Origin of the sequence: Streptomyces sp. NPDC006140 (assembly GCF_040628815.1) — a bacterium.
GTDB lineage: Bacteria > Actinomycetota > Actinomycetes > Streptomycetales > Streptomycetaceae > Streptomyces.
The window spans coordinates 59,714-78,659 of the sequence record NZ_JBEXTS010000023.1; the positions used below are offsets into that span (position 1 = coordinate 59,714).

Sequence of the window (18,946 nt, forward strand, 5' to 3'; positions counted from 1 at the left end):
GCGATGCGAACTACGAAGCTACTAAGTTCTAACACGCTTACTCCGGTCGACCGGCACCATGAGTCGCCGGGCCCCGACGGCCGAATCCCGTCACCGTCGCCTTGTCCGCAGACGCGCTAAGGAGTCGCCCGCGCATGGGAACGCACCGTCGGCCGAAGCCGCCCAGCCGCGCCCGGATCGCCACGCTCGGCATGGCCGCCGGCGCCGTGAGCCTCCTGCCGACACAGAGCCAGGCGGCCCCAAAGCCCACGGTGGACGACGTCCGCAAGGAGGTGGAGCGGCTCTACGAGGAAGCCGAGGGCCCCACCGAGGAGTACAACGGCATCCGCGAGAAGCACAAGAAACTGCAGCGCGAGGCCGACGCCGCGCAGGACCGCCTCGCCCGCAAGCAGCAGGAGATCAATGAACTGCGGGAGAAGATAGGCCCGTTGGCGGCCGCGCAGTACCGCAGCGGCGGCATCGACCCGAGCGTGCAGCTCTTCCTGTCCGGCGACCCGGACGACTACCTCGAGCAGGCCGAGATGCTCGACCGTACGAGCAACCGGCAGGCCGACACCCTCAGGGCGATGCAGGCCAAGCAGCGCGAGCTCGCCCAGGAGCGCGAGGCTGCCCAGAAGCGCCTGAAGGCGCTGGAGGAGACGCGCACCAAGGCCGCCAAGAAGAAGGACGAGGTCCAGGACAAGCTCACCAGGGCGCGCAAGCTCCTGAACAGCCTGACGGCCGCACAGCGCGCCAGGATGGAAGCCGATCAGGAGCGCGACGACGCCGCCGCGGGCGTCAGCGACTCCGCCGCCACCTACAACGGCCCGGCCAGCGGCCGCGCCAAAGCCGCACTCGACTTCGCGTACGCGCAGCTCGGCAAGCCCTACGAGTGGGGCTCAACCGGACCCAACTCCTTCGACTGCTCCGGACTCACCGGCGCCTCATGGCGCGCGGCGGGCGTCTCGCTGCCGCGCACCGTCAAGCAGCAGTACGACGCCGGCCGCAAGGTGGCCAGGTCGGACATGCAGCCCGGCGACATCATCTACTGGTACAACGACAACCAGCACAACGGCATGTACGTCGGCAACGGCAAGGCCATCCACGCACCCCGCACCGGCAAGAACGTCGAGATCGTCCCGGTGGACTCCATGCCGTTCTTCGCCGCGTCCCGGCCCTGAGCACCACCGCACAACGAGAATCCGTGACCGCCCGCCAGCTGCCCGAACGTTCCTCGCCGCCTGTTGGTGGGTTGTCGGACATGAGCGCGGCGTCGGAGGCAACGGCGTTCTCCCACGTCTATGGCCTGGGCGTCGGAGCGGCCGACGGCCGCACGCCCGTGCCGTACACGCCTGGGCGCAGGCGACGCACTCCTCGATGCACTTGGTGAGCTTCTCACGGTCGATGTCGCCGAGGTCGGCCGGGTAAGTGGCGAGCATGTCCTTGACCGTGGCCATCACGCATCGCCCCCTCTCGCTGCCGCAGGCCGGACGGCCACACCTCTTCGAGCCCGACAGCGGCACTTCCCAGATAGCCGTCGGGAGGCTGCACAAACGCGCCGGGGGTCCCCCCTGTGACGTGGGGGTCCCCCAGGCGCGTGCCGGTTCGGCCAGGTCAGTGGTAGGCGTGGACGACGGCGTGGCCCTTGCCCCGGCCGATCATCCACTTGTTCACCGGGGTGGTGATCAGGAAGGCGACGCCGAACCCGCCCAGCAGGGCGGACCAGAACAGCCCGTCCGACAGGTGGGCGTCCATCGCGCCCGGGGTCAGGGCGATGATGGCGTTGTCGACCAACTCCATCACTGCGATGGACACGGTGTCGGCGGCCAGCGCCACCTTGATCGCGGACTTGAGGTCCAGGCCGGCCCGGAGGACCGCGAACAGGGTGAAGGAGTAGCCGAACAGGAACGCCAGCGTGATCGCCAGGACCATGGTAGGGACGTTGCCCCATAGCAGGGCGGTGCCGATCACCATGCCGAGGATCTCGCCGATAGCGCAGCCTGTCAGGCAATGCAGCGTCGCCTTCGCCGCCGTACCCCAGGACGCTCCCGCGTGCCCGCCCTGGTGCGCCGCCTGGTCGGCGGGAGCGTGGTGGCCCTCATGGGTGGCGTGGTCGTGCGCCGTACCGGTGTGATGAGCACTGTGGTCCATGACCTTCATCCCCAATCCCGTCCAGTGTGGCCCGTTCCGAGTCCCACACCAGGAACTTATACCCCCCAGGGGTATACTTCAAGTGCTGTGTCACAGGAAGGAGGGATGCGGCGATACGGCGGCATTGGCCGGCGCGAGTAGGTCAACGGGCACGCCCCAGGGCGAAGGGCCGTCGAGCTGGGATGTGCTTGGTGTGATCGCTGCCCAGGGCGAGCACGGGGCTCGACGGGGCATGCCGGGGGTGGAGCACACGGCAGCCACCCAGCACACCGCCAGCATGGAGCACGCGGCCGGGATGCACATGCCCGGGATAAGCGCCCACGCCGCCACCGCTGGGGCCGACACCTCGTCATCTTCGGCCTGGCGCTGGGTGATCACTGCGCTCGCCGTCTACTTCCTTCTGTCGATCGCCGCTTCCGTGTGGACGCGCGTCCGCGGCACACAGAGGAACGGCCTCGTCGACGGCCGCCAGAGCGGCCGGCGCCGCAGCTGGGCCCGCTGGCTGCTGACCATGCCGGACACGGTCGTCGTGTACCTGGCGTCACTGAACGCTCTCCGCGTGGGACAGGACCCGCACCGCGGAGCGGGGTCGCCACGGTGGCCGACGCCGCCGGATCGGCGCCGCGCCGGAGGCGGCCCTCGCCGCTCATATCGGCATGGGCGGAACCATGTCCGCCATGCTGCTGATGATGACGATGTGACCGTCAGGGCCAGGACAGATGCGGCATGCCCGCAGCAACCCCTGACCGCGCTCATCAGTTCGCCAGGGCAGGACTGCCCCCTTCACGGACCGCCACCAACCCCTCCCCCATCCAGGCCCCTCTCCGCAGCGACAGACGGCAGCACGGCGGCCTCATCATCGTGCGCTGAACCCAGGGATGCCCGCCGCTCCGCATGACCGCCTCCCTCAGTCCGCACTCCTGAGCCGAGATCCACGCCCGCATGCGCATCCCGCGCGGGCAGCACCACACGACAGGAATACCCCCAGGGGGTATATTGTTGACTCGCATGAGAGGGGCGGGATCGAGCCCCTCCCACAACGCCCACGCATCGACAGGTGAGGAAGAAGCCATGACCGACCAGAAGACCTCCGGCTCCTGCTGCTCCACCGACGGTTCCTGCCACTCCGGTGCGGCATCCGACGTCCAGGGCGTCGGCGTCACCACCGTCTACAAGGTGTCCGGCATGACCTGCGGCCACTGCGAGGGCGCGGTCTCGCAGGAGATATCCGCGCTGGACGGCGTCACCGCGGTCACGGCCGTCGCCAAGACCGGCGAGGTCACCGTCAGCTCCGCCGCCCCGCTCGACGAGGAGGCCGTACGCGCCGCCGTCGACGAGGCGGGCTACGAGCTCATCGGCACCGCCTGAGCCCGCCCCGGGGCCCAGCAGCCCCAGGCACGCGTTTTCCTCCCCGCCGGGACGTATCGCTCCGCTGATACGGACGCCGTACGTCCCGGCCCGTCCCAGGAGAATTCCCATGACCAGCACGGTTCCCGAGACAACCGGCACGGATCCGCACAGGACCGTTCCCGGCCAAGCTTCCGCGCCCGCCGCCGAGGTCGAGCTCTCCATCGGCGGGATGACCTGCGCCTCGTGCGCGGCCCGCATCGAGAAGAAGCTCAACCGCATGGACGGCGTCACGGCGACCGTCAACTACGCCACGGAGAAGGCGAAGATCTCCTACCCGGACGGGATCGAGGTCGCCGACCTCATCGCCACCGTGGAGAAGACCGGCTATACAGCCGAGGAGCCTCCTCCCGTCCCCGCGGCCGGCGACGAAGGCGATGCCCAGGCGGCTCCGCCCGCCGCGGACGGGGAGTTGGTCTCCCTGCGGCAGCGTCTGTTCGTGTCGCTGGCACTCTCGGTCCCGGTCGCCTGATGGCGATGGTCCCGGCACTGCAGTTCGACAACTGGCAGTGGCTGTCGCTGACGCTGGCCGCCCCGGTCGTGGTCTGGGGTGCCTTCCCCTTCCACAAGGCGGCCTGGACCAACGCCCGGCACGGGGCCGCGACCATGGACACCCTGGTGTCCCTCGGCACGCTCGCCGCGCTCGGTTGGTCTCTGTGGGCGCTGTTCTTCGGGCATGCCGGGATGCCGGGTATGCGGCACGGCTTCGAGTTCGCCATCTCCCGCTCGGACGGCTCCTCCTCCATCTACCTGGAGGCCGCGGCCGGCGTGACCACGTTCATCCTCGCCGGGCGCTACCTGGAGGCAAGGTCCAAGCGCAAGGCGGGCGCGGCTCTCAGGGCGCTGCTGGAGCTGGGCGCCAAGGACGTCTCCGTGCTGCGCGGCGGCCAGGAGGTCCGCATCCCTGTCGGAAACTTGGCGGTCGGCGACCGCTTCGTCGTCCGGCCCGGCGAGAAGGTCGCCACCGACGGGACCATCGTCGAGGGAGCCTCCGCGGTCGACGCGTCCATGCTGACCGGTGAGTCCGTGCCGGTCGACGTCGCGGTCGGCGACGCGGTCACCGGCGCCACCGTGAACGCCGGCGGCCGGCTGGTCGTCGAGGCGACACGGGTCGGCTCGGACACCCAGCTCGCGCGGATGGCGAGGCTGGTGGAGGACGCGCAGAATGGCAAGGCCGAGGTGCAGCGTCTCGCCGACCGGATCTCCGGTGTCTTTGTCCCCGTGGTGTTGCTGATCGCCGCGGCCACCCTCGGTGGCTGGCTCGGGGTCACCGGCGACGCGACCGCCGCGTTCACCGCTGCCGTGGCCGTCCTGATCATCGCCTGCCCGTGCGCGTTGGGACTTGCCACCCCGACCGCGCTGATGGTCGGCACCGGACGCGGCGCCCAGCTCGGCATCCTCATCAAGGGCCCCGAGGTGCTGGAGTCGACCCGCCGCGTCGACACCGTCGTCCTGGACAAGACCGGGACTGTCACCACGGGCCGCATGCAGCTGCAGGACGTGTTCACCGCACCGGGGGTCGACGAGGCAGAACTGCTGCGTCTGGCGGGAGCGTTGGAGCACGCTTCCGAGCACCCGATCGCCCAGGCGATCGCAGCGGGTGCGATCGAGCGGGTTGAGTCCCTCCCTGTCCCTGAGAACTTCGAGAACGTCGCCGGCCTCGGCGTCCAGGGCCTGGTCGACGGCCACGCGGTGCTCGTCGGCCGTGAGAAGCTCCTCGCGGAGTGGGTCATCGAGCTGCCCGGCGAGCTGGCCGAGGCCAAGGCCGCGGCGGAGGCCGAGGGCCGTACGGCGGTCGCCGTCGCCTGGGACGGCGAGGCACGCGGTGTTCTCACCGTCGCCGACGCGGTCAAGGACACCAGCGCGGAAGCGGTCGCCGAACTGCGCAGGCTGGGCCTGAAGCCGGTCCTACTGACCGGCGACAACCAGCTCGTCGCCGAGTCGGTGGCCAAGGCCGTCGGCATCGACGAGGTGATCGCCGAGGTCCTGCCCCAGGACAAGGTGGACGTGGTCAAGCGGCTGCAGGCGGAAGGCCGTACGGTTGCGATGGTCGGCGACGGCGTCAACGACGCGGCCGCCCTCGCCACCGCAGACCTGGGCCTTGCCATGGGCACCGGCACGGACGCGGCGATCGAGGCGGGCGACCTGACCCTCGTCCGCGGGGACCTGCGGGTGGCGGCCGACGCCATCCGCCTGTCCCGCAGGACCCTGGCCACCATCAAGGGCAACCTCTTCTGGGCCTTCGGCTACAACGTCGCCGCCCTGCCGCTCGCCGTCGCCGGCATGCTCAACCCGATGATCGCCGGAGCCGCGATGGCCTTCTCCTCGGTCTTCGTCGTGACCAACAGCCTGCGCCTGCGGTCCTTCAAGTAGCCGGGGCCCCGGGTGAGGATCCTCAAGTAGATGACCGCGTAACACCGTTGACGAGACGTGCCCGGCCGGCAGGCCGGGCACTCGCGTATCCGAGGGAGGTACGAAAGGTGAGCAAGATGTCCGAGACACCCGGTGGGACGGAGCACGTCACCCGTGACGTGGCCGGGGTGCACCTGGAAGGTTTCGTCGCGTATGGGTACGAAGCCGTACGCGAGGTCTTCCAGCGGCTGGTGGACGACGGACGGGAGACGGGTGCGGGCCTGTCGGTCTGGCGGGACGGCCGCGAGGTCGTCCACCTGAACGCGGGGTGGACCGATGCCGCACGGAGCCGTCCGTGGCGCGGTGACACCCTGGTCATGCCCTACTCCCTGTCCAAGGCGTTCGTCACACTCGCCGCCCTGGTCGCGGTGCGCGAGGGCGCACTGGCGCTGGACGAGCCGATCGCCCGGTACTGGAGGGAGTACGGGGTCCGGGGCAAGGAGCGGACCACTCTCCGTCAGGTGCTCACCCACCGGGCGGGGCCGCGCCCGGTCGCGAGGCGCGTGATCCTGGAAATATGGACATCGAACCGCTGGTCGTCCCCGACTGCCCGAAGACCCGGCCGCGGCTGGCCCGGTGCATCGGGTCCTCGACGACCCGATGCACGACGTCACCCTCACCACCCGAGTGATCGCCGATCAGGCCAAGGCGGCAGGGCCACCGGCTCGCCGACCTTCCTGACGGACGCGACCCGTTCGGCGAGCCCGGCCGGCCCCGGGGCCTGGCCTGCCGGATGGATCAGACCATGGACGGCCTGGCCGGAATTCCAGCGGTCGACCAACTGCGCCAGGTCCTGGCCACCGTCGCTGTACCAACGGGCTCCGGTGTTTTCCGGAGCGGGTATGGCAGCGCGGCATTCCCCCAGATTGATCGCCGCGGTGGCCCACGACACAGGACCGGTCTCACCCCACGCGGGCCTGGGAGCCAGATGCGGCTTGACCTTGGACCGTGCTCCAAGGTTTAGCGTCAATGACATGAACGGCTCGCACCTGACCGTCTCGGCGCTCGGGGCCCGTGCCGGTGTCTCCGCCGACACCGTGCGCTACTACGAACGCGCCGGACTGCTGCCCGCCCCGCAACGGACCGCCGTCGGCTACCGCATCTACGGCCCCGAAGCCGCCGACCGGCTGCTGTTCATCCAAGGCGCCCAGCGCCTGGGCCTGCGGCTTCGCGAGATCCGCGACCTGCTCGCCGTCCGCGACACCGGACAGTGCCCCTGCGAGCCCGCCGAGCAGATGCTCCGACGGCGCATCGGCGAGGTCGACGCCGAAATGGCACGCCTGGCCGCCCTGCGCGCCGAGCTGGAGCGGATGCTCGCCGGCATTCCCGCCCCCGACTGCCCGGACCCCGCGCCGGGCACCTGGCTCCCGGAAGGAGGTGACCCGATGACCGACGAGACCGCCCCCGTCGAGGCCCCGGCAGCCGGATGCTGCTGCGACGACCCGCAGTGCCCGCCCGAGGCATGCGGCAACGCCTGCTGCTGACCCCGCCGCACGGCCGCCGGACCTGGCTCCGGCGGCCGTCGCCATGTCCCCATGCCTCACCATCGGCCACCCGTCGACCGGGACCGAAGCAAACGCTTGCCAAGACGCCCGGAGCTGCTTCTGCTGCCGAAGTGGCAGCCTTGGGCAAAGCCACAGTTTCCACCGCCCGCGCCTGAGCCGGTTCATCGGATTGCCCACTCGCCAGCCCGGCCGATCACCCGGCAGACGGCCCGGCATGACCGACACCCCTCGGCTCGCCGACCAGGCCACCTCGGACCAGGACCGATGGCTCACCCCCGGCCTGCGGGGCATCGGATCTGCCAGCTTCCTAGCCGACGTCGGCCACGAGATCCCCACCACGCTGCTGCCGTCGCTGCTGCCCTCCACCCTCGGCGCCCCCGCCGCGGCCCTCGGTGCGATCGAGGGTGTCTCCGACGCACTGGCCGGCGCGGCCCGCTTCGGCGGCGGTGTCCTCGCCGATGCCCCCGCCCGCCGCCGCAAGGTCGCCGTTCGCGGTCCTCGTTCTGGCGGGCGGTATCGCCGCGTTCGCTAGGGCCTGGGCCTGTTCGCCGCCGTCGGTCCGGCCATCGCCGCCCTCGCCGTCCCATTCGTCCTGGCGGGCGTGGGCATCGGCGCGGTCGAAACCGCGCAGCACTCGGCTGTGGCCCCGCTGACCCCAAGGACCTGCGCGGGTCCGCCTTCGGACTGCTCGCCACCGTGCAGTCCCTCGGCAACCTCGCCGCGTCTACCATCGCGGGCATCCTCTGGAGCACGGGCCCCGAGCACCGCCTTCACCTACCTCGGCGTCTGGATGATCCTGGCCCTCGGCGGTCTTCTGCTCTCCCTCCGACGCTGAACGGCGGGCATTCCGCAGGTTCTGACAGCCGGGATCACCAGCAGGGCCTACGGCTACAGCCTCACCGCACCGCCCACTCGCCGCCGGCGCCCCCGCCCAGGGAGCCTCACCCGATCACCGGGTTCGGCAGCGTCCAGATACGCGCCAATATGCAGGCCAATCCCACCTTCCATACCCCTAGGGGGTATGCTAACCTCCGGTCGCGAGATACCCCCCATGGGTATATCGCTTCGGGAACCGGAAAGGGGAAGGTCATGCCAACCGTCAACCCCAGGCGCTGGTGGGCACTCACCGTGCTCGCCACCGCCCAGTTCATGGTGATCATGGACACGTCGATCATCGGGGTCGCACTCCCCGAGATGCAGAAGGACCTCGGCTTCTCGCAGGGCGAGCTGCAGTGGGTCTTCAACGCCTACGTCATCGCCTTCGGCGGCCTGCTACTCCTCGGCGGGCGCCTGTCCGACCTGCTCGGCGCCCGCCGCGTCTTCACCGCAGGCTGGACCGTGCTGATCGCCGGCTCGGTCGTCGCGGCGGCCGCGCAGAGCGCGTGGGTGGAGGTCGTCGGCCGCGCGGTCCAGGGCGTCGGCGGCGCTCTGATCGCCCCGGCCGCGATGACCCTGCTGATGACGCTCTTCGCGCACGACCCGAGGGAACTCGGCAAGGCCATGGCCCTCTACGGCGCCGCGGCCCCGGCGGGCGGAACCGCCGGCGTCTTCCTCGGTGGTGTCTTCACCGAGTGGCTGAGCTGGCCGTGGGTGTTCATCATCTACATCCCGATCGGCGTCGCCACGCTCGCCGCCACCAAGCTGCTCCCGGCCGTCGCGCCCCGGCGCGGCGCGGTCGACGTGCTCGGCGCGGTGGCCGTCACCGCCGGTCTCGCGCTCGCCGTCTTCGCGGTCGTGCGGGCCCCGGAGGTCGGCTGGGGTGCGACGCAGACCCTGCTCGAACTCCTCGGCGCCGGCGCCCTGCTGGCGGCCTTCTTCGTGATCCAGCGGACCGTGCGCGAGCCGCTGATGCCGCTCGGCATCTGGCGCGTGCCGCGGCTCGGCTCGGCGAACCTGGCGATGACACTGCTGGGCGCCGCGTGGATCCCGATGTGGTACTTCCTCAACCTCTACCTCCAGCAGGTCCTCGGCTACGGAGCGTTCGCCTCGGGCGCCGCCCTGCTGCCGATGACCGTGCTGCTGATGGTCTTCATGACCGCGATCAGCGCCCGACTGCTCGCCCGGTTCGGCGCCAAGCCGCTGATCGGCGGCGGACTGCTGGTCCTCGCACTCGGCCTGGCGTGGCTGTCGGCGGTGGAACCGACCGGGTCCTTCGTCGTCGACGTGCTGCCCGCCTCGCTGGTGGCCGCGCTCGGCATGTCGCTGGCGTACATCCCGGCGATGATGGCCGCCATGTCCGGCGCCCCGGCCGAGCAGGCGGGCCTGGCCTCCGGCATCGTCAACACCACCTACCAGGTCGGCTCCGCCCTCGGCCTGGCCGCGCTCACCGCCCTGGCCACCTCACAGGGCGCGGGCCGGCTCGGCGACCTGCCCGCCCTCACCGACGGCTTCAGCGCCGCCTTCACCGCGGCCGCGGTCATCGCTGCGGCCGGCGGCCTGATCACACTGCTGGTGATGCGCACCGAGAGGTCCGCGGCGGCCGCCCCGACGGAGCAGCCCGAGCGGACGGAGCCGGGCAAGCAGGTCGGCGTCTGAGTGATGGACTGCCGAGCAGCACAGGAGCGATGTCACGGCCGGTGGTCCGCCAGATCCCGCAAATGGGGTCTGGCGGACCACCGGCGCCTTCCCAGCGGATCAGCGAATCCAGCAGAACGACAGGACGAAAGAGGTACTGGTGGACAGGCCATCGCGGACCGGTGCGTTCCGACGGGCAGCCGCGCACCCGGTGGTGAGGATGACGGCCGCCACGCTGCTTCAGGCCCTGGCGGCCCATCTCGCACAGAAGGGCGGGGGCGCTTCGTCATGTCCGGGAGCGTGTGCACGCCCGAGCGGTCAGCCCGTCGGCCACCGGGCGCCGTGATCGCCGCTATGGGACGAGCCGGGCCGACACGGATGAGCGGAGGACGGTGCCCCGACGGCAGTCTCCGCACGCATTCGGTACTGTCGGAAGGGCAGATCAACAAGCGCCAGGGACAGGACTTCGGAATGCAGGCGAGCCGGTACGTACGCGCGGGAGGCGCCCTCGGGCACCTGCTGCTCGTCGTGCTCGCGTTCGGCATCTTCGCCATGCACACCATGGGGCATCCCGACCACTCCTCCGGCTCCGCCATGAGCGCCGATTCCCACTCGGCGCCGATGGATGCGGCTGCCGCGGTCCACGACCCCATGAGTGCTCCCGCCGTCACGGGCACAGGCACGGTCGATCACGCGACGGGCCCGTCGGACTCGTCGTCCACGCATGAGCCCGGCATGGCGATGGACATGCTCTCGCTGTGCGTGGCGGTCCTGTTCGGCGCATGGGTGCTCGCCACGCTCCTGAAATCCGCGTTCGCCCGGCACCAGGAGTGGCTGGCGCGACTCCTCGCCCAGGTCGCCGCCGTACTGCGACCCAATCTCCCGCCACGCAGACCCGATCTCACCCAGTTGTCGGTGCTGCGGCTGTAGGCCGAAGCGCACTCGCGGGCGCGCACACGCGCGATCCCGCGACTTCGCGTACGCCCAATCAGCCCAGCAGAACAGCAACATAACCGACATACGAGGTGAAATCCACCATGACTGCCTTCACGCGCGCCCTACGCCGCAAGCCCGCCCGCCGCCTCGCCGCCGTGGGCCTCGTCAGCGCCGGCGCCCTGTTCCTCGCCGCCTGCGGTGGCGACGACATGAGCGGCATGGACCACGGCAGCGACAGCAGCTCGGCATCCGCGACGGCGACCGACCAGGCCGGGGAGGCCAGCACGTCCGGGGACTTCAACGACGCGGACGTCACCTTCGCGCAGATGATGATCCCCCACCACGAGCAGGCCCTGGAGATGGCGAAGCTGGCCGACGGCCGCGCCTCCGACGCGGAGATCAAGGATCTCGCCACCAAGATCGAGAAGGCCCAGGACCCCGAGATCACGACCATGAAGGGCTGGCTGGAGTCCTGGAAGCAGCCGACCGCGACGGAGTCCATGCCCGGCATGGACCACGGAGGCCACGACAGCGGCGACGGCATGATGTCCGCGGCGGACATGAACAAGCTCAAGGCCATGAAGGGCACCGAGTTCGACAAGGCGTTCGCCGAGATGATGATCGAGCACCACAACGGCGCGATCACCATGGCCAAGGACGAGCAGAAGAACGGCAAGAACGCCGACGCCAAGAAGATGGCCGGCGACATCATCAAGGGCCAGTCCGCCGAGGTGAAGCAGCTCCAGAGCATCCTCGACCGGCTCTGAACCCCATCGACGCGCCGCACCGTCCACCCGCGTCGCACACCGATCGCCCGGGCCTCCGCACGCGGGCCCGGGCGATCGCCCCGCCTTCCCTCACCTACGCGCCGGGGTGCTCTCCCTGGGGCGCCCGCACGACTTCCCTCCGAGGACCCATGAAGCCGCGCCTTACCGCCGCAGCAGCCACCACCGCTGCCGCCCTGACCCTCGCCCTGACCGCCTGCTCCAGCAGCGACACCGACACGGACACCTCCACATCCGGTCCCGGATCCGGCGTCACCGTCAGCCACATCCACGGACTCGGCCTGGACCCTGCCGACCAGCGCCTGTACGTCGCGACACACGAAGGCATCTACACCCCCGACGCCCAGGGCAAGCCCACCCTGGTCGGCGACAGCAAGGACGACTTCATGGGTTTCACCGTGGCCGGCGCCAAGACTTTCTACGCCAGCGGCCACCCCACCACCGGCGGCAACAAGGGACTGATCAAGAGCACGGACGCCGGCACGACCTGGACCTCGCTCTCGCTCTCCGGAGAGTCCGACTTCCACGCCCTCGACCACGCCCACAACACCGTCTACGGCTACGACTCCACCGGCGGCCTGCTGCGCACCAGCAAGGACGGCACAACCTGGAAGAACGGAGCACGTATCCGGGCCCTCGACATCGCGGTCAGCCCCGAGGCCCCCGGCCTCGTCCTGGCCACCACCACCGAGGGCATCGCCCGCAGCACCGACGGCGGCAAGACCTTCGCCGCCGGCAAGCAGCCGGTGATGGCCTTCCTGTCCTGGCCGGCGAAGGACGCACTGTACGGCGTCGACACCGATGGCGCGCTGCACCGGAGCACGGACGGCGGGACCACGTGGAAGCGCGCGGGTACCGTGCCGGGCGGTCAGCCCCAGGCGCTCACGGCCGTAGGGGCCGAGCACGTCCTGGCCGCCACGCAGACCGGGGTGCACGAGTCCAAGGACGGGGGCAAGACGTTCGCCCATCGCCTCGACGTCAGGGCGAGCGCCGGGCACTGACCGTCGCGCACCCGGCGTAGGTTCACCTGACCGGCGACAGCCTGGCACGGCCCCTGGCCTGCCATGTCGCCGCGGGCCAGGCCGGTGACGCGCCCACCTTTGTGTCGGGCATCGACAGGATCCGAGTTCCGCCAAGCGGACTGGGGAGACCGCGAACCCGACCGGCGGTCATCCCGTCGCCCGCCGCCCGGATCGGAGACCGGCTCCGGCGCGGTCGCGCGGGAGGCCGCCCGCCCAGCCTCGACGCCGAGGTCTACCAGTGGCGCGCCCTGGCCATGCGCACCGACAAGACTCACCCTCGCCGACCAGGCCGCACTCCACCTTGCGGCGATCCTCATCTGGGCCCCGCGCTAACCCGGTGCGATCAAAGACTGAAGACCCGTCGGGCGTTGCCGGACAGGAACAGCTCGGTGGCCTCCTCGTCCAGTCCCAGTTCACCGAGGTGTTCCAGGGCCTGGCCGGGGGTGATCATGGGGTAGTTCGTGCCGAACAGCACCTTCCTGCGGCCCCGGCCGCGCAGGTAGTCGACCAGTTCGCGCGGGTAGCGACGGGCGTTGTAGGCGCTGGTATCGATGTACACATTGGCGTGCTTGTCGGCCACCGCGATCATCTCCGTGGTCCACGGATAGCCGATGTGCCCGCACACGATGGTCAGCTCGGGGAAGTCAAGCGCGACCTGGTCGATGTAGGGGATGGGGCGGCCGGTCTCGGACGGGCGCAGCGGGCCGGTGTGTCCAACCTGGGTGCAATACGGGATGCCGAGGTCGACGCAGGCGGCGTACAGCGGGTAGTACAGCCGGTCGGTGGGCGGAAGCTGCCACAGCCAGGGCACGATCCGCAGGGCCACAAAGCCGAGTTCCTCCACGGCACGGCGCAGTTCACGCACGGCCTGGACCGGCCGGGTGAGGTCCGCGCCGGCCACCCCGCGCAGCCGTCCACCTGACTGGGCGACGAACCCGGCCACCTCGTCGTTGCTGATCAGCGGCCCATGAGGTCCGTACCAGGCTGCCGATAGTCCGATCTCGACGTCGGCCGCAGCCATCGCAGCCACCGTGGCCTTGACCGGCAACGGCTCCTCCAGCGGTTCCCGCCCCGTCCACCGGCGCAACGACTCGAACATCTCGTGGTTGGAGTGACGGAGTGTGGGGTGCTGCATCCACGCATCGATGACCGGCACGGGCTCCCTACCTCTCTGTCCTGGCGCTGCCGGCCTCGCTGCACCGGAAGCGGCTAAGCGATCGCTTACCGCGACCCTAGCCGGTACGTGTCGTCCTACCACCCTCGATCGGCGCCACTCCATCCATAAAGGAGACCGGCCTCAGACGCGTACGCCCTGGCTCTGCGGCCGAGGGCTCGGAACGGTCCGGCGCAGGGCGAGGAACGTGAGGAGGGCGAAGGCGGCCAGGGCAGTGAGGGTGCGGGCGTAGTTGAACAGCTCCCAGCGGCGCAGGATCTCCGCGTGGTCGGGCGGCGGCGCGGTGGCAGCCCACTGCTTGATGCGGCCGTTGATCGGGACGTTCCCGAACCGGGTGATCAGGAAGGACGCGAAGGTCAGGCTCCCCGCCACGCTCACGAGGAGGCGGTCCCGGCCGCAGGTCAGTGCGGCGAGGGCGAGGGAGCTCAGGGTCGAGACCGCCATCGTGCCCTGCACGGTAACCCCGTTCGCCTTCATCAATTCGCTGTGGAAGTCGAGCCGTAGACCGACCGGCACGGCGTTGAAGGTGGGGACGAGATTGGCGGCGCCGTAGGCGAAGGCTCCGGCGAGCAGGCCGGTGGACAGCAGGGAGAGCCCCTGGAAGAGCCGGACCCGCGTGGTCCGTGCCGCAGCCGTGGACGGGTTCCTGCGGGGGCGGGCCCCGGGCGGGCGGGTGCGCATCAGGTCTGCTCGGTGACGTCGGCCTGCTCCGGGGGAAGGGTCCGGGTGAGCAGGTGTGCCCGGTGCATACGTCCGCTGTCGGTGAACGCACCAAAGAGGTGCACCTCGGTCGCGGTCGCGCCGCCTTTGCGGGTGCGGGCGTGGATGGTGAGCCGGGCGGCGATCCGCCCGCCGTCCGCGACGGCCTCGTGTAAGTCGAATCGCCAGTCGACCACGTTCTTGCGCACCGGGCGCAGATGGGCGAGGAGACGGTCGTGGTCGAGCCGGATCCCGTCGCTGATCTGGACGATGTCCGGCGTGTAGTGGCGGTCCATCACCGATTCCGGTGGGTCGCCCCGGACCGTGGACTCGGTGAGTGAGGTGAAGAAGTCGGCAATGAATCGCTCGGGCGTGGTGTCGGCAAGTGGCTTCATGACGCTCAGCTCCGATCCGGCCTGGGCCGGGCAGCGGGCATGACGGAGAGGCCGCAGCACAGCTACGATCTCTTACACCCCTGTAAGATATGGACCCTCGATAACTTAGACAAGGCTGTAAGAGATGACTTCCTCCGGAGGGCCGCGCCGTCGGCGCCGCGCCGACGCCGAGCGCAGCCGGACCGCCATCCTAGATGCGGCGGTCCGCCTGCTGCGAAAGCGCCCGGATGCGGGAATGGAGGCCATCGCCACGGCGGCGGGAGTGACCCGGCAGACGGTCTACGCTCATTTCTCGTCGCGCGACGAACTCCTCGCGGCCACCATCGACCGGATCACCGAGGATGCCATCGCCGCCATGGACGCCGCCGCCCTCGACGAAGGACCGGCCACGGCCGCACTGCTGAGGTTCCTCGACGCCTCCTGGCGAGCGTTTGAGGACAACGCGCCACTACTCCTGGCCGCCGCGAACGTCACCCCGGCAGAGAGCGACCGGACGCGCCACGAACCAGTCGCCAACCGGCTGGCCCGTCTTATCGAACGGGGCCAGCGGACCGGCGAGTTCGCCCCCGGACTGTCTCCGCATTGGCTGATGACCGTGACGGTCGCCCTCGGCCACGCCGCCGGTGACGAGGTCGGCGCCGGCCGCATGACGAGCACCGAAGCCCAGGCCGCACTCCGCACCACAACCCTCCAGGCGCTCGGCGCCGCAGAACGACCGTCCGCCTAGGAACCGATACAACGCCGGGCGGACCCGGCCCCACGCTCACGGCAGCCGATGCCCGACACCTCCCGTCCAACCCCCCAGACCGGGAGGTACGAACTGAAGGAGGGCGGCAAGGCACTTCTGGACGCCACCGCGATCGCTGCCACCAGCACAAGGACTACGGCTCGCGCCCTGCCGGGGCGCAAGTGAATCGCAGTGAACCGCCTGGAGGGCAGAACGTCATGAGCCGGTGATGCCCAGCGTGATGGTGCCCCCGTCGAGGAAGGTGATCTCGACCTGCAGCGGGCCAGCGGTGCCCGGCACGGCGTGCAGGGCACGGGGCTGTCCGCCGCACCAGCGTTGAATGTCGTCGGCCGGGCCGACCACGTCGATGCGGGTGATGCCACGGGGCTGGCGTCGGTGTGAGGCGTTCAGGACAGGGAGGCCCTCCGGCCAGTGGACGAGCGAGGGCAGCCAGGGCCGGCCGATGGTCGCGGGGAAGCCGGCGAGCGTGTACGGCGGGAAACCGGGGCCTTCCGAGGGTGCCTCACTCACCGGCGCGTCGTTCGCGGCGGCGAGGTCGCGCAGGCGGCAGGCGTCCTCGATCAGCACCAGCCAGGCCATCGGGACCGGGGTCTCCGAGAGGTGTGCGGCAAGAGCTTTCCTGTCGAGCTCGAGCAGCGGCGGGGCACCGGGTGCGGGAGGTTCGCCGTTCGGGTAGTGGATCTCCAGCAGGCCCTGCCCCAGCGGTACGACGAGGTTGGACAGCCCCAGGCCGGGGATGGTCCGCCCCCGGGCGATGCCCAGTCCGGCCTGGTTGAGTACCTGTTCGGCGTCGGATTTGCTCCGGGCGGCCAGGACTACGTGGTCGATCTCCATCCGTTCCCCCCTTCTTGAGAACGTGATGCGCATCCGGGGCGACCGTAACCCTTGTTGGAAGTGGTTTTCAATACTGACTCTCGTTGGTCCGGCTGGCATAGAGCCGCGCTACCCGGCCCGGGGCGCGATCGGGGGCAGCTCGTCGAGATGGCCGTTCGAACCGCCCGTCACAGCGCCGCTTCGAGAAGCGGACCGAGGGGGGAGACAGGCTCTTCCTCACCCGGAGCTGCCCGACCTGCCGCCCCGCCGGGACCCGGACGCCGGGCCGGCCGTGCAGCACGTACTTCCATCCGTTTCGGTTCGGCTCCTCCAGCGGTTCTTCTTCGAGGTGCGGTTGCGGTGGAAGGCGAACCCGCCCAGGACGGTGATCTTCACCAGGACCACCGCCAGGAGGCCGCCGACAGCCCAGCCCGTCCAACGCCAGTTCGCCAGAAGCATCCCGCCGAGCCCCAGGTGCACGATGAGTACGAGCGCGATGACGGCCACCAGCGCTGTCACCCTGAGGTACCTGCGGCGCGGCACGACTCCCCCGCCGGACACCTCGGCCGTGTGAACGACTTCGGAATCGGCAGCGGTCTCTGATCGCTGCCAGCTCACCCGCAGCCCCTCGCGTCGGCCGAACCTCTCGATATGCCCGGCAACAAGGCCCTGAAGGCGGCTCAGGTCCTCTTCGTCGGCGGCTTGGACACGCAGCGTCAGAGCGCCCGTGACGGTTCCCATAGTGATCCGGCCCCAGGGCAGGCCGACTTCCCCGGCCGTGTCGGACCATTTGACCTGCGCCTGCTCCGCCACGGTCCGCATGTCGCGCAGCGCCTGCGCGTCACCGCCCTGGTGAGCGTGCGTGCGGTGGCCGAGGTGGCGGCCCTTGTTGGAGAAGTGCTTGCAGAGCTGGACGAGGTAGCGGCTGGGGCGCTCGGTCTCGACGCGGGCTTCGGCGATCGGCATGACGTTCCTTCAGGTGCGGGTGAGGGCCACCAGCCACGCCCGGATGCCGTCCGGGTCGGTGGTGATGTCGATGGTGGAGGGTTCGATCGAGTCGACGCGCCATCCGTCGGCGAAGGCCGCTTCGACCTCGGCCCGGGTCAGCTTGTGCACCCGCCCCCATTCACCCTGCTGCCGGTCGCTGAAGCCGAGCATGAAGTAGCGGCCACCCGGCGGCCTCACGGATCGCAGGGCTTCGATGTAGGCGACGCGGTCGTCGCCGTCGAAGAGGTGGAAGAGCCCGCAGTCGAGCACGGTGTCGAACACCTCACTGAGCTCGGCCAGATGCCGGGCGTCATGCCGCAGGAAGCACACCGTACGACCTCGGGCGCGCGCCTTGTCCTCGGCCGTGCGCAGGGCGTTCGCGGCCAGGTCCGCCCCGGCGGCGTCGAGACCGAGCCCGGCCGCCATGCTCGCGTGCTCGCCGGTTCCGCAGCCGGCGTCCAGGACCCGGCCCCGCAGGGCACCGGCCTCGGCGAGGGCCAGGAACGCCAGCTGGGGGCGGCCGATGTCCCACGGCGGCCGGGTGACATAGAGGTCTTCTGGACCTGCCCCAATACCGGGGTGGCGAGTCGGGTCGGCCATAGTCGCCCCTCCCGTCGAGCGTGATCGTCCGGGCCTCTGTGACGACTCCAGCTTTATCGAGACACATTGTCACCGTCAATCCATAGTGTTACCTCTTTGCCGGACCGTATGCTTGGGCCGTGCCGAAGCTGTGGACCGAGACGATCGACGCGCACCGCGCCGCCGTACGCGACGCGGTCCTTCAGACCACCGCGGCACTGGTCGCCGAACACGGGCTGACGTCGGTGACGATGTCGCGGATCGCCAAGGACTCCGGGATCGGCCGGGCGACGCTGTACAAGTACTTTCCGGACGTCGAGTCGATCCTGCTCGCCTGGCACGAGCGTCAGATCGGCCATCACCTCGACCACCTGGCCGAGGTCCGGGACGGGGCCGAGGGCGCAGGTGAGCGGCTCGAGGCGGCCCTGCGGGCGTTCGCCCTCGTCTCCCATGAGTCCCGCAGGCATCACGATGGCGATCTGGCGGCGTTCCTGCATCGCGACCAGCAGGTCACCGAGGCTCAGCGGCGACTCCACGGCATGATCAAGGACCTACTGGCCGAGGCCGTACCAACCGGCGACGTCCGGGACGACATCGCACCCGACGAGCTCGCCGGCTACTGCCTGCACGCCCTGACTGCGGCCGGCGGCCTGCCGTCCAAGGCCGCCGTCCACCGGCTCGTCACGGTCACCCTGGCCGGGCTGCGGCCCGAACCCACCAGACCCGCAGACCACGGCTCCTCGCACCCGCCGCACCACCACGAGCACCACTCCGCCCACGGTCATCACCCGGCCAGTTCATGAGCAGGGTCGCCGTACCCGGCTGACGCCACCGGGCACC

At 70.3% G+C, this 18,946-nt stretch carries 17 protein-coding genes and 4 pseudogenes; 13 read left to right on the forward strand and 8 right to left on the reverse strand.

The features are described from left to right. The first annotated feature begins 134 nt into the window (after positions 1–134). Entirely contained in the window at positions 135–1,160 is a 1,026-nt protein-coding gene (locus ABZ386_RS38315; RefSeq protein ID WP_355720265.1) for an NlpC/P60 family protein, read from the forward strand. Between the two features lie 150 nt (positions 1,161–1,310). Here the strand turns inward: ABZ386_RS38315 and ABZ386_RS38320 are convergent. Both ABZ386_RS38320 and ABZ386_RS38325 read right to left on the reverse strand, forming a co-directional pair. Further along, a pseudogene (locus tag ABZ386_RS38320) lies at positions 1,311–1,436 on the reverse strand (four-helix bundle copper-binding protein); the annotation flags it as partial. 157 nt (positions 1,437–1,593) lie between these two features. After that, positions 1,594–2,130: a DUF4396 domain-containing protein gene (locus tag ABZ386_RS38325; RefSeq protein ID WP_355720262.1), complete on the reverse strand. Its 537-nt coding sequence runs from the start codon at positions 2,128–2,130 to the stop codon at positions 1,594–1,596. A 1,071-nt stretch (positions 2,131–3,201) separates the two neighbouring features. Between ABZ386_RS38325 and ABZ386_RS38330 the strand changes: the two genes are divergently transcribed. The 10 genes and pseudogenes from ABZ386_RS38330 to ABZ386_RS38375 all read left to right on the forward strand — a co-directional run. After that, entirely contained in the window at positions 3,202–3,498 is a 297-nt protein-coding gene (locus ABZ386_RS38330; protein WP_355720259.1) for a heavy-metal-associated domain-containing protein, read from the forward strand. Positions 3,499–3,709: 211 nt separating this feature from the next. Then, positions 3,710–5,910, forward strand: a pseudogene (locus ABZ386_RS38335) (heavy metal translocating P-type ATPase). A 116-nt stretch (positions 5,911–6,026) separates the two neighbouring features. Continuing rightward, positions 6,027–6,422: pseudogene (locus ABZ386_RS38340) on the forward strand (serine hydrolase domain-containing protein); the annotation flags it as partial. Between the two features lie 501 nt (positions 6,423–6,923). Further along, positions 6,924–7,433, forward strand: coding sequence for a heavy metal-responsive transcriptional regulator (locus tag ABZ386_RS38345; protein WP_355720283.1), 510 nt, complete (start codon positions 6,924–6,926; stop codon positions 7,431–7,433). A gap of 235 nt (positions 7,434–7,668) precedes the next feature. After that, complete coding sequence (locus tag ABZ386_RS38350) at positions 7,669–7,986, forward strand: hypothetical protein (RefSeq protein ID WP_355720256.1); 318 nt, start codon at positions 7,669–7,671, stop codon at positions 7,984–7,986. Between the two features lie 557 nt (positions 7,987–8,543). Then, a complete protein-coding gene (locus ABZ386_RS38355) occupies positions 8,544–9,989 on the forward strand; it encodes an MFS transporter (protein ID WP_356505856.1) in 1,446 nt (481 codons plus the stop codon). A gap of 450 nt (positions 9,990–10,439) precedes the next feature. Next, positions 10,440–10,898 (forward strand): hypothetical protein, encoded by a 459-nt coding sequence (locus ABZ386_RS38360; RefSeq protein WP_355723579.1) that lies wholly within the window; start codon positions 10,440–10,442, stop codon positions 10,896–10,898. A gap of 107 nt (positions 10,899–11,005) precedes the next feature. Continuing rightward, entirely contained in the window at positions 11,006–11,671 is a 666-nt protein-coding gene (locus tag ABZ386_RS38365; protein WP_355723576.1) for a DUF305 domain-containing protein, read from the forward strand. Positions 11,672–11,820: 149 nt separating this feature from the next. Then, positions 11,821–12,690: a F510_1955 family glycosylhydrolase gene (locus ABZ386_RS38370; RefSeq protein ID WP_355723573.1), complete on the forward strand. Its 870-nt coding sequence runs from the start codon at positions 11,821–11,823 to the stop codon at positions 12,688–12,690. Beyond that, a pseudogene (locus ABZ386_RS38375) lies at positions 12,603–13,044 on the forward strand (IS5/IS1182 family transposase); the annotation flags it as partial. The gene ABZ386_RS38370 and the pseudogene ABZ386_RS38375, both read left to right, overlap by 88 nt. Before the next feature lie 10 nt (positions 13,045–13,054). On the opposite strand, the gene ABZ386_RS38380 reads toward ABZ386_RS38375, so the two are convergent. The 3 genes from ABZ386_RS38380 to ABZ386_RS38390 form a co-directional block, all read right to left on the reverse strand. Further along, positions 13,055–13,867 carry an amidohydrolase family protein gene (locus ABZ386_RS38380; RefSeq protein ID WP_355723570.1) on the reverse strand — a complete coding sequence of 271 codons (813 nt, stop codon included), beginning with the start codon at positions 13,865–13,867 and terminating at the stop codon, positions 13,055–13,057. Positions 13,868–14,008: 141 nt separating this feature from the next. Next, entirely contained in the window at positions 14,009–14,566 is a 558-nt protein-coding gene (locus tag ABZ386_RS38385; RefSeq protein ID WP_355723567.1) for a DUF1772 domain-containing protein, read from the reverse strand. After that, a complete protein-coding gene (locus ABZ386_RS38390; RefSeq protein WP_355723565.1) occupies positions 14,566–14,979 on the reverse strand; it encodes a nuclear transport factor 2 family protein in 414 nt (137 codons plus the stop codon). Before ABZ386_RS38390 ends, ABZ386_RS38385 begins: the two co-directional genes overlap by 1 nt. Positions 14,980–15,103: 124 nt before the next feature. Here ABZ386_RS38390 and ABZ386_RS38395 point away from each other — a divergent pair, with 124 nt between their 5' ends. Beyond that, on the forward strand, positions 15,104–15,706 hold the full coding sequence (locus tag ABZ386_RS38395; protein ID WP_355723563.1) for a TetR/AcrR family transcriptional regulator: 603 nt from the start codon (positions 15,104–15,106) through the stop codon (positions 15,704–15,706). A gap of 216 nt (positions 15,707–15,922) precedes the next feature. On the opposite strand, the gene ABZ386_RS38400 is transcribed toward ABZ386_RS38395, so the two are convergent. The 3 genes from ABZ386_RS38400 to ABZ386_RS38410 form a co-directional block, all read right to left on the reverse strand. Next, the gene (locus tag ABZ386_RS38400; protein WP_355723560.1) at positions 15,923–16,561 is read right to left on the reverse strand and encodes a VOC family protein; all 639 of its coding nucleotides are present in this window, start codon (positions 16,559–16,561) and stop codon (positions 15,923–15,925) included. Between the two features lie 216 nt (positions 16,562–16,777). Further along, a complete protein-coding gene (locus tag ABZ386_RS38405; RefSeq protein ID WP_355723557.1) occupies positions 16,778–17,506 on the reverse strand; it encodes a DUF2218 domain-containing protein in 729 nt (242 codons plus the stop codon). Between the two features lie 9 nt (positions 17,507–17,515). Further along, positions 17,516–18,127, reverse strand: a complete 612-nt coding sequence (locus tag ABZ386_RS38410) for a class I SAM-dependent methyltransferase (RefSeq protein ID WP_355723554.1) — start codon at positions 18,125–18,127, stop codon at positions 17,516–17,518. 119 nt (positions 18,128–18,246) lie between these two features. Between ABZ386_RS38410 and ABZ386_RS38415 the strand changes: the two genes are divergently transcribed. Then, positions 18,247–18,909 (forward strand): TetR/AcrR family transcriptional regulator, encoded by a 663-nt coding sequence (locus ABZ386_RS38415; protein ID WP_355723551.1) that lies wholly within the window; start codon positions 18,247–18,249, stop codon positions 18,907–18,909. Positions 18,910–18,946 lie beyond the last annotated feature (37 nt).

What these genes read in the sequence shown, in the direction of transcription:
- ABZ386_RS38315 (WP_355720265.1), top strand. Translation starts at nt 135, where the DNA reads ATGGGAACGCACCGTCGGCCGAAGCCGCCCAGCCGCGCCCGGATCGCC.
- ABZ386_RS38325 (WP_355720262.1), bottom strand. Translation starts at nt 2,130, where the DNA reads ATGGACCACAGTGCTCATCACACCGGTACGGCGCACGACCACGCCACC.
- ABZ386_RS38330 (WP_355720259.1), top strand. Translation starts at nt 3,202, where the DNA reads ATGACCGACCAGAAGACCTCCGGCTCCTGCTGCTCCACCGACGGTTCC.
- ABZ386_RS38345 (WP_355720283.1), top strand. Translation starts at nt 6,924, where the DNA reads ATGAACGGCTCGCACCTGACCGTCTCGGCGCTCGGGGCCCGTGCCGGT.
- ABZ386_RS38350 (WP_355720256.1), top strand. Translation starts at nt 7,669, where the DNA reads ATGACCGACACCCCTCGGCTCGCCGACCAGGCCACCTCGGACCAGGAC.
- ABZ386_RS38355 (WP_356505856.1), top strand. Translation starts at nt 8,544, where the DNA reads ATGCCAACCGTCAACCCCAGGCGCTGGTGGGCACTCACCGTGCTCGCC.
- ABZ386_RS38360 (WP_355723579.1), top strand. Translation starts at nt 10,440, where the DNA reads ATGCAGGCGAGCCGGTACGTACGCGCGGGAGGCGCCCTCGGGCACCTG.
- ABZ386_RS38365 (WP_355723576.1), top strand. Translation starts at nt 11,006, where the DNA reads ATGACTGCCTTCACGCGCGCCCTACGCCGCAAGCCCGCCCGCCGCCTC.
- ABZ386_RS38370 (WP_355723573.1), top strand. Translation starts at nt 11,821, where the DNA reads ATGAAGCCGCGCCTTACCGCCGCAGCAGCCACCACCGCTGCCGCCCTG.
- ABZ386_RS38385 (WP_355723567.1), bottom strand. Translation starts at nt 14,566, where the DNA reads ATGCGCACCCGCCCGCCCGGGGCCCGCCCCCGCAGGAACCCGTCCACG.
- ABZ386_RS38390 (WP_355723565.1), bottom strand. Translation starts at nt 14,979, where the DNA reads ATGAAGCCACTTGCCGACACCACGCCCGAGCGATTCATTGCCGACTTC.
- ABZ386_RS38395 (WP_355723563.1), top strand. Translation starts at nt 15,104, where the DNA reads ATGACTTCCTCCGGAGGGCCGCGCCGTCGGCGCCGCGCCGACGCCGAG.
- ABZ386_RS38400 (WP_355723560.1), bottom strand. Translation starts at nt 16,561, where the DNA reads ATGGAGATCGACCACGTAGTCCTGGCCGCCCGGAGCAAATCCGACGCC.
- ABZ386_RS38405 (WP_355723557.1), bottom strand. Translation starts at nt 17,506, where the DNA reads ATGCCGATCGCCGAAGCCCGCGTCGAGACCGAGCGCCCCAGCCGCTAC.
- ABZ386_RS38410 (WP_355723554.1), bottom strand. Translation starts at nt 18,127, where the DNA reads ATGGCCGACCCGACTCGCCACCCCGGTATTGGGGCAGGTCCAGAAGAC.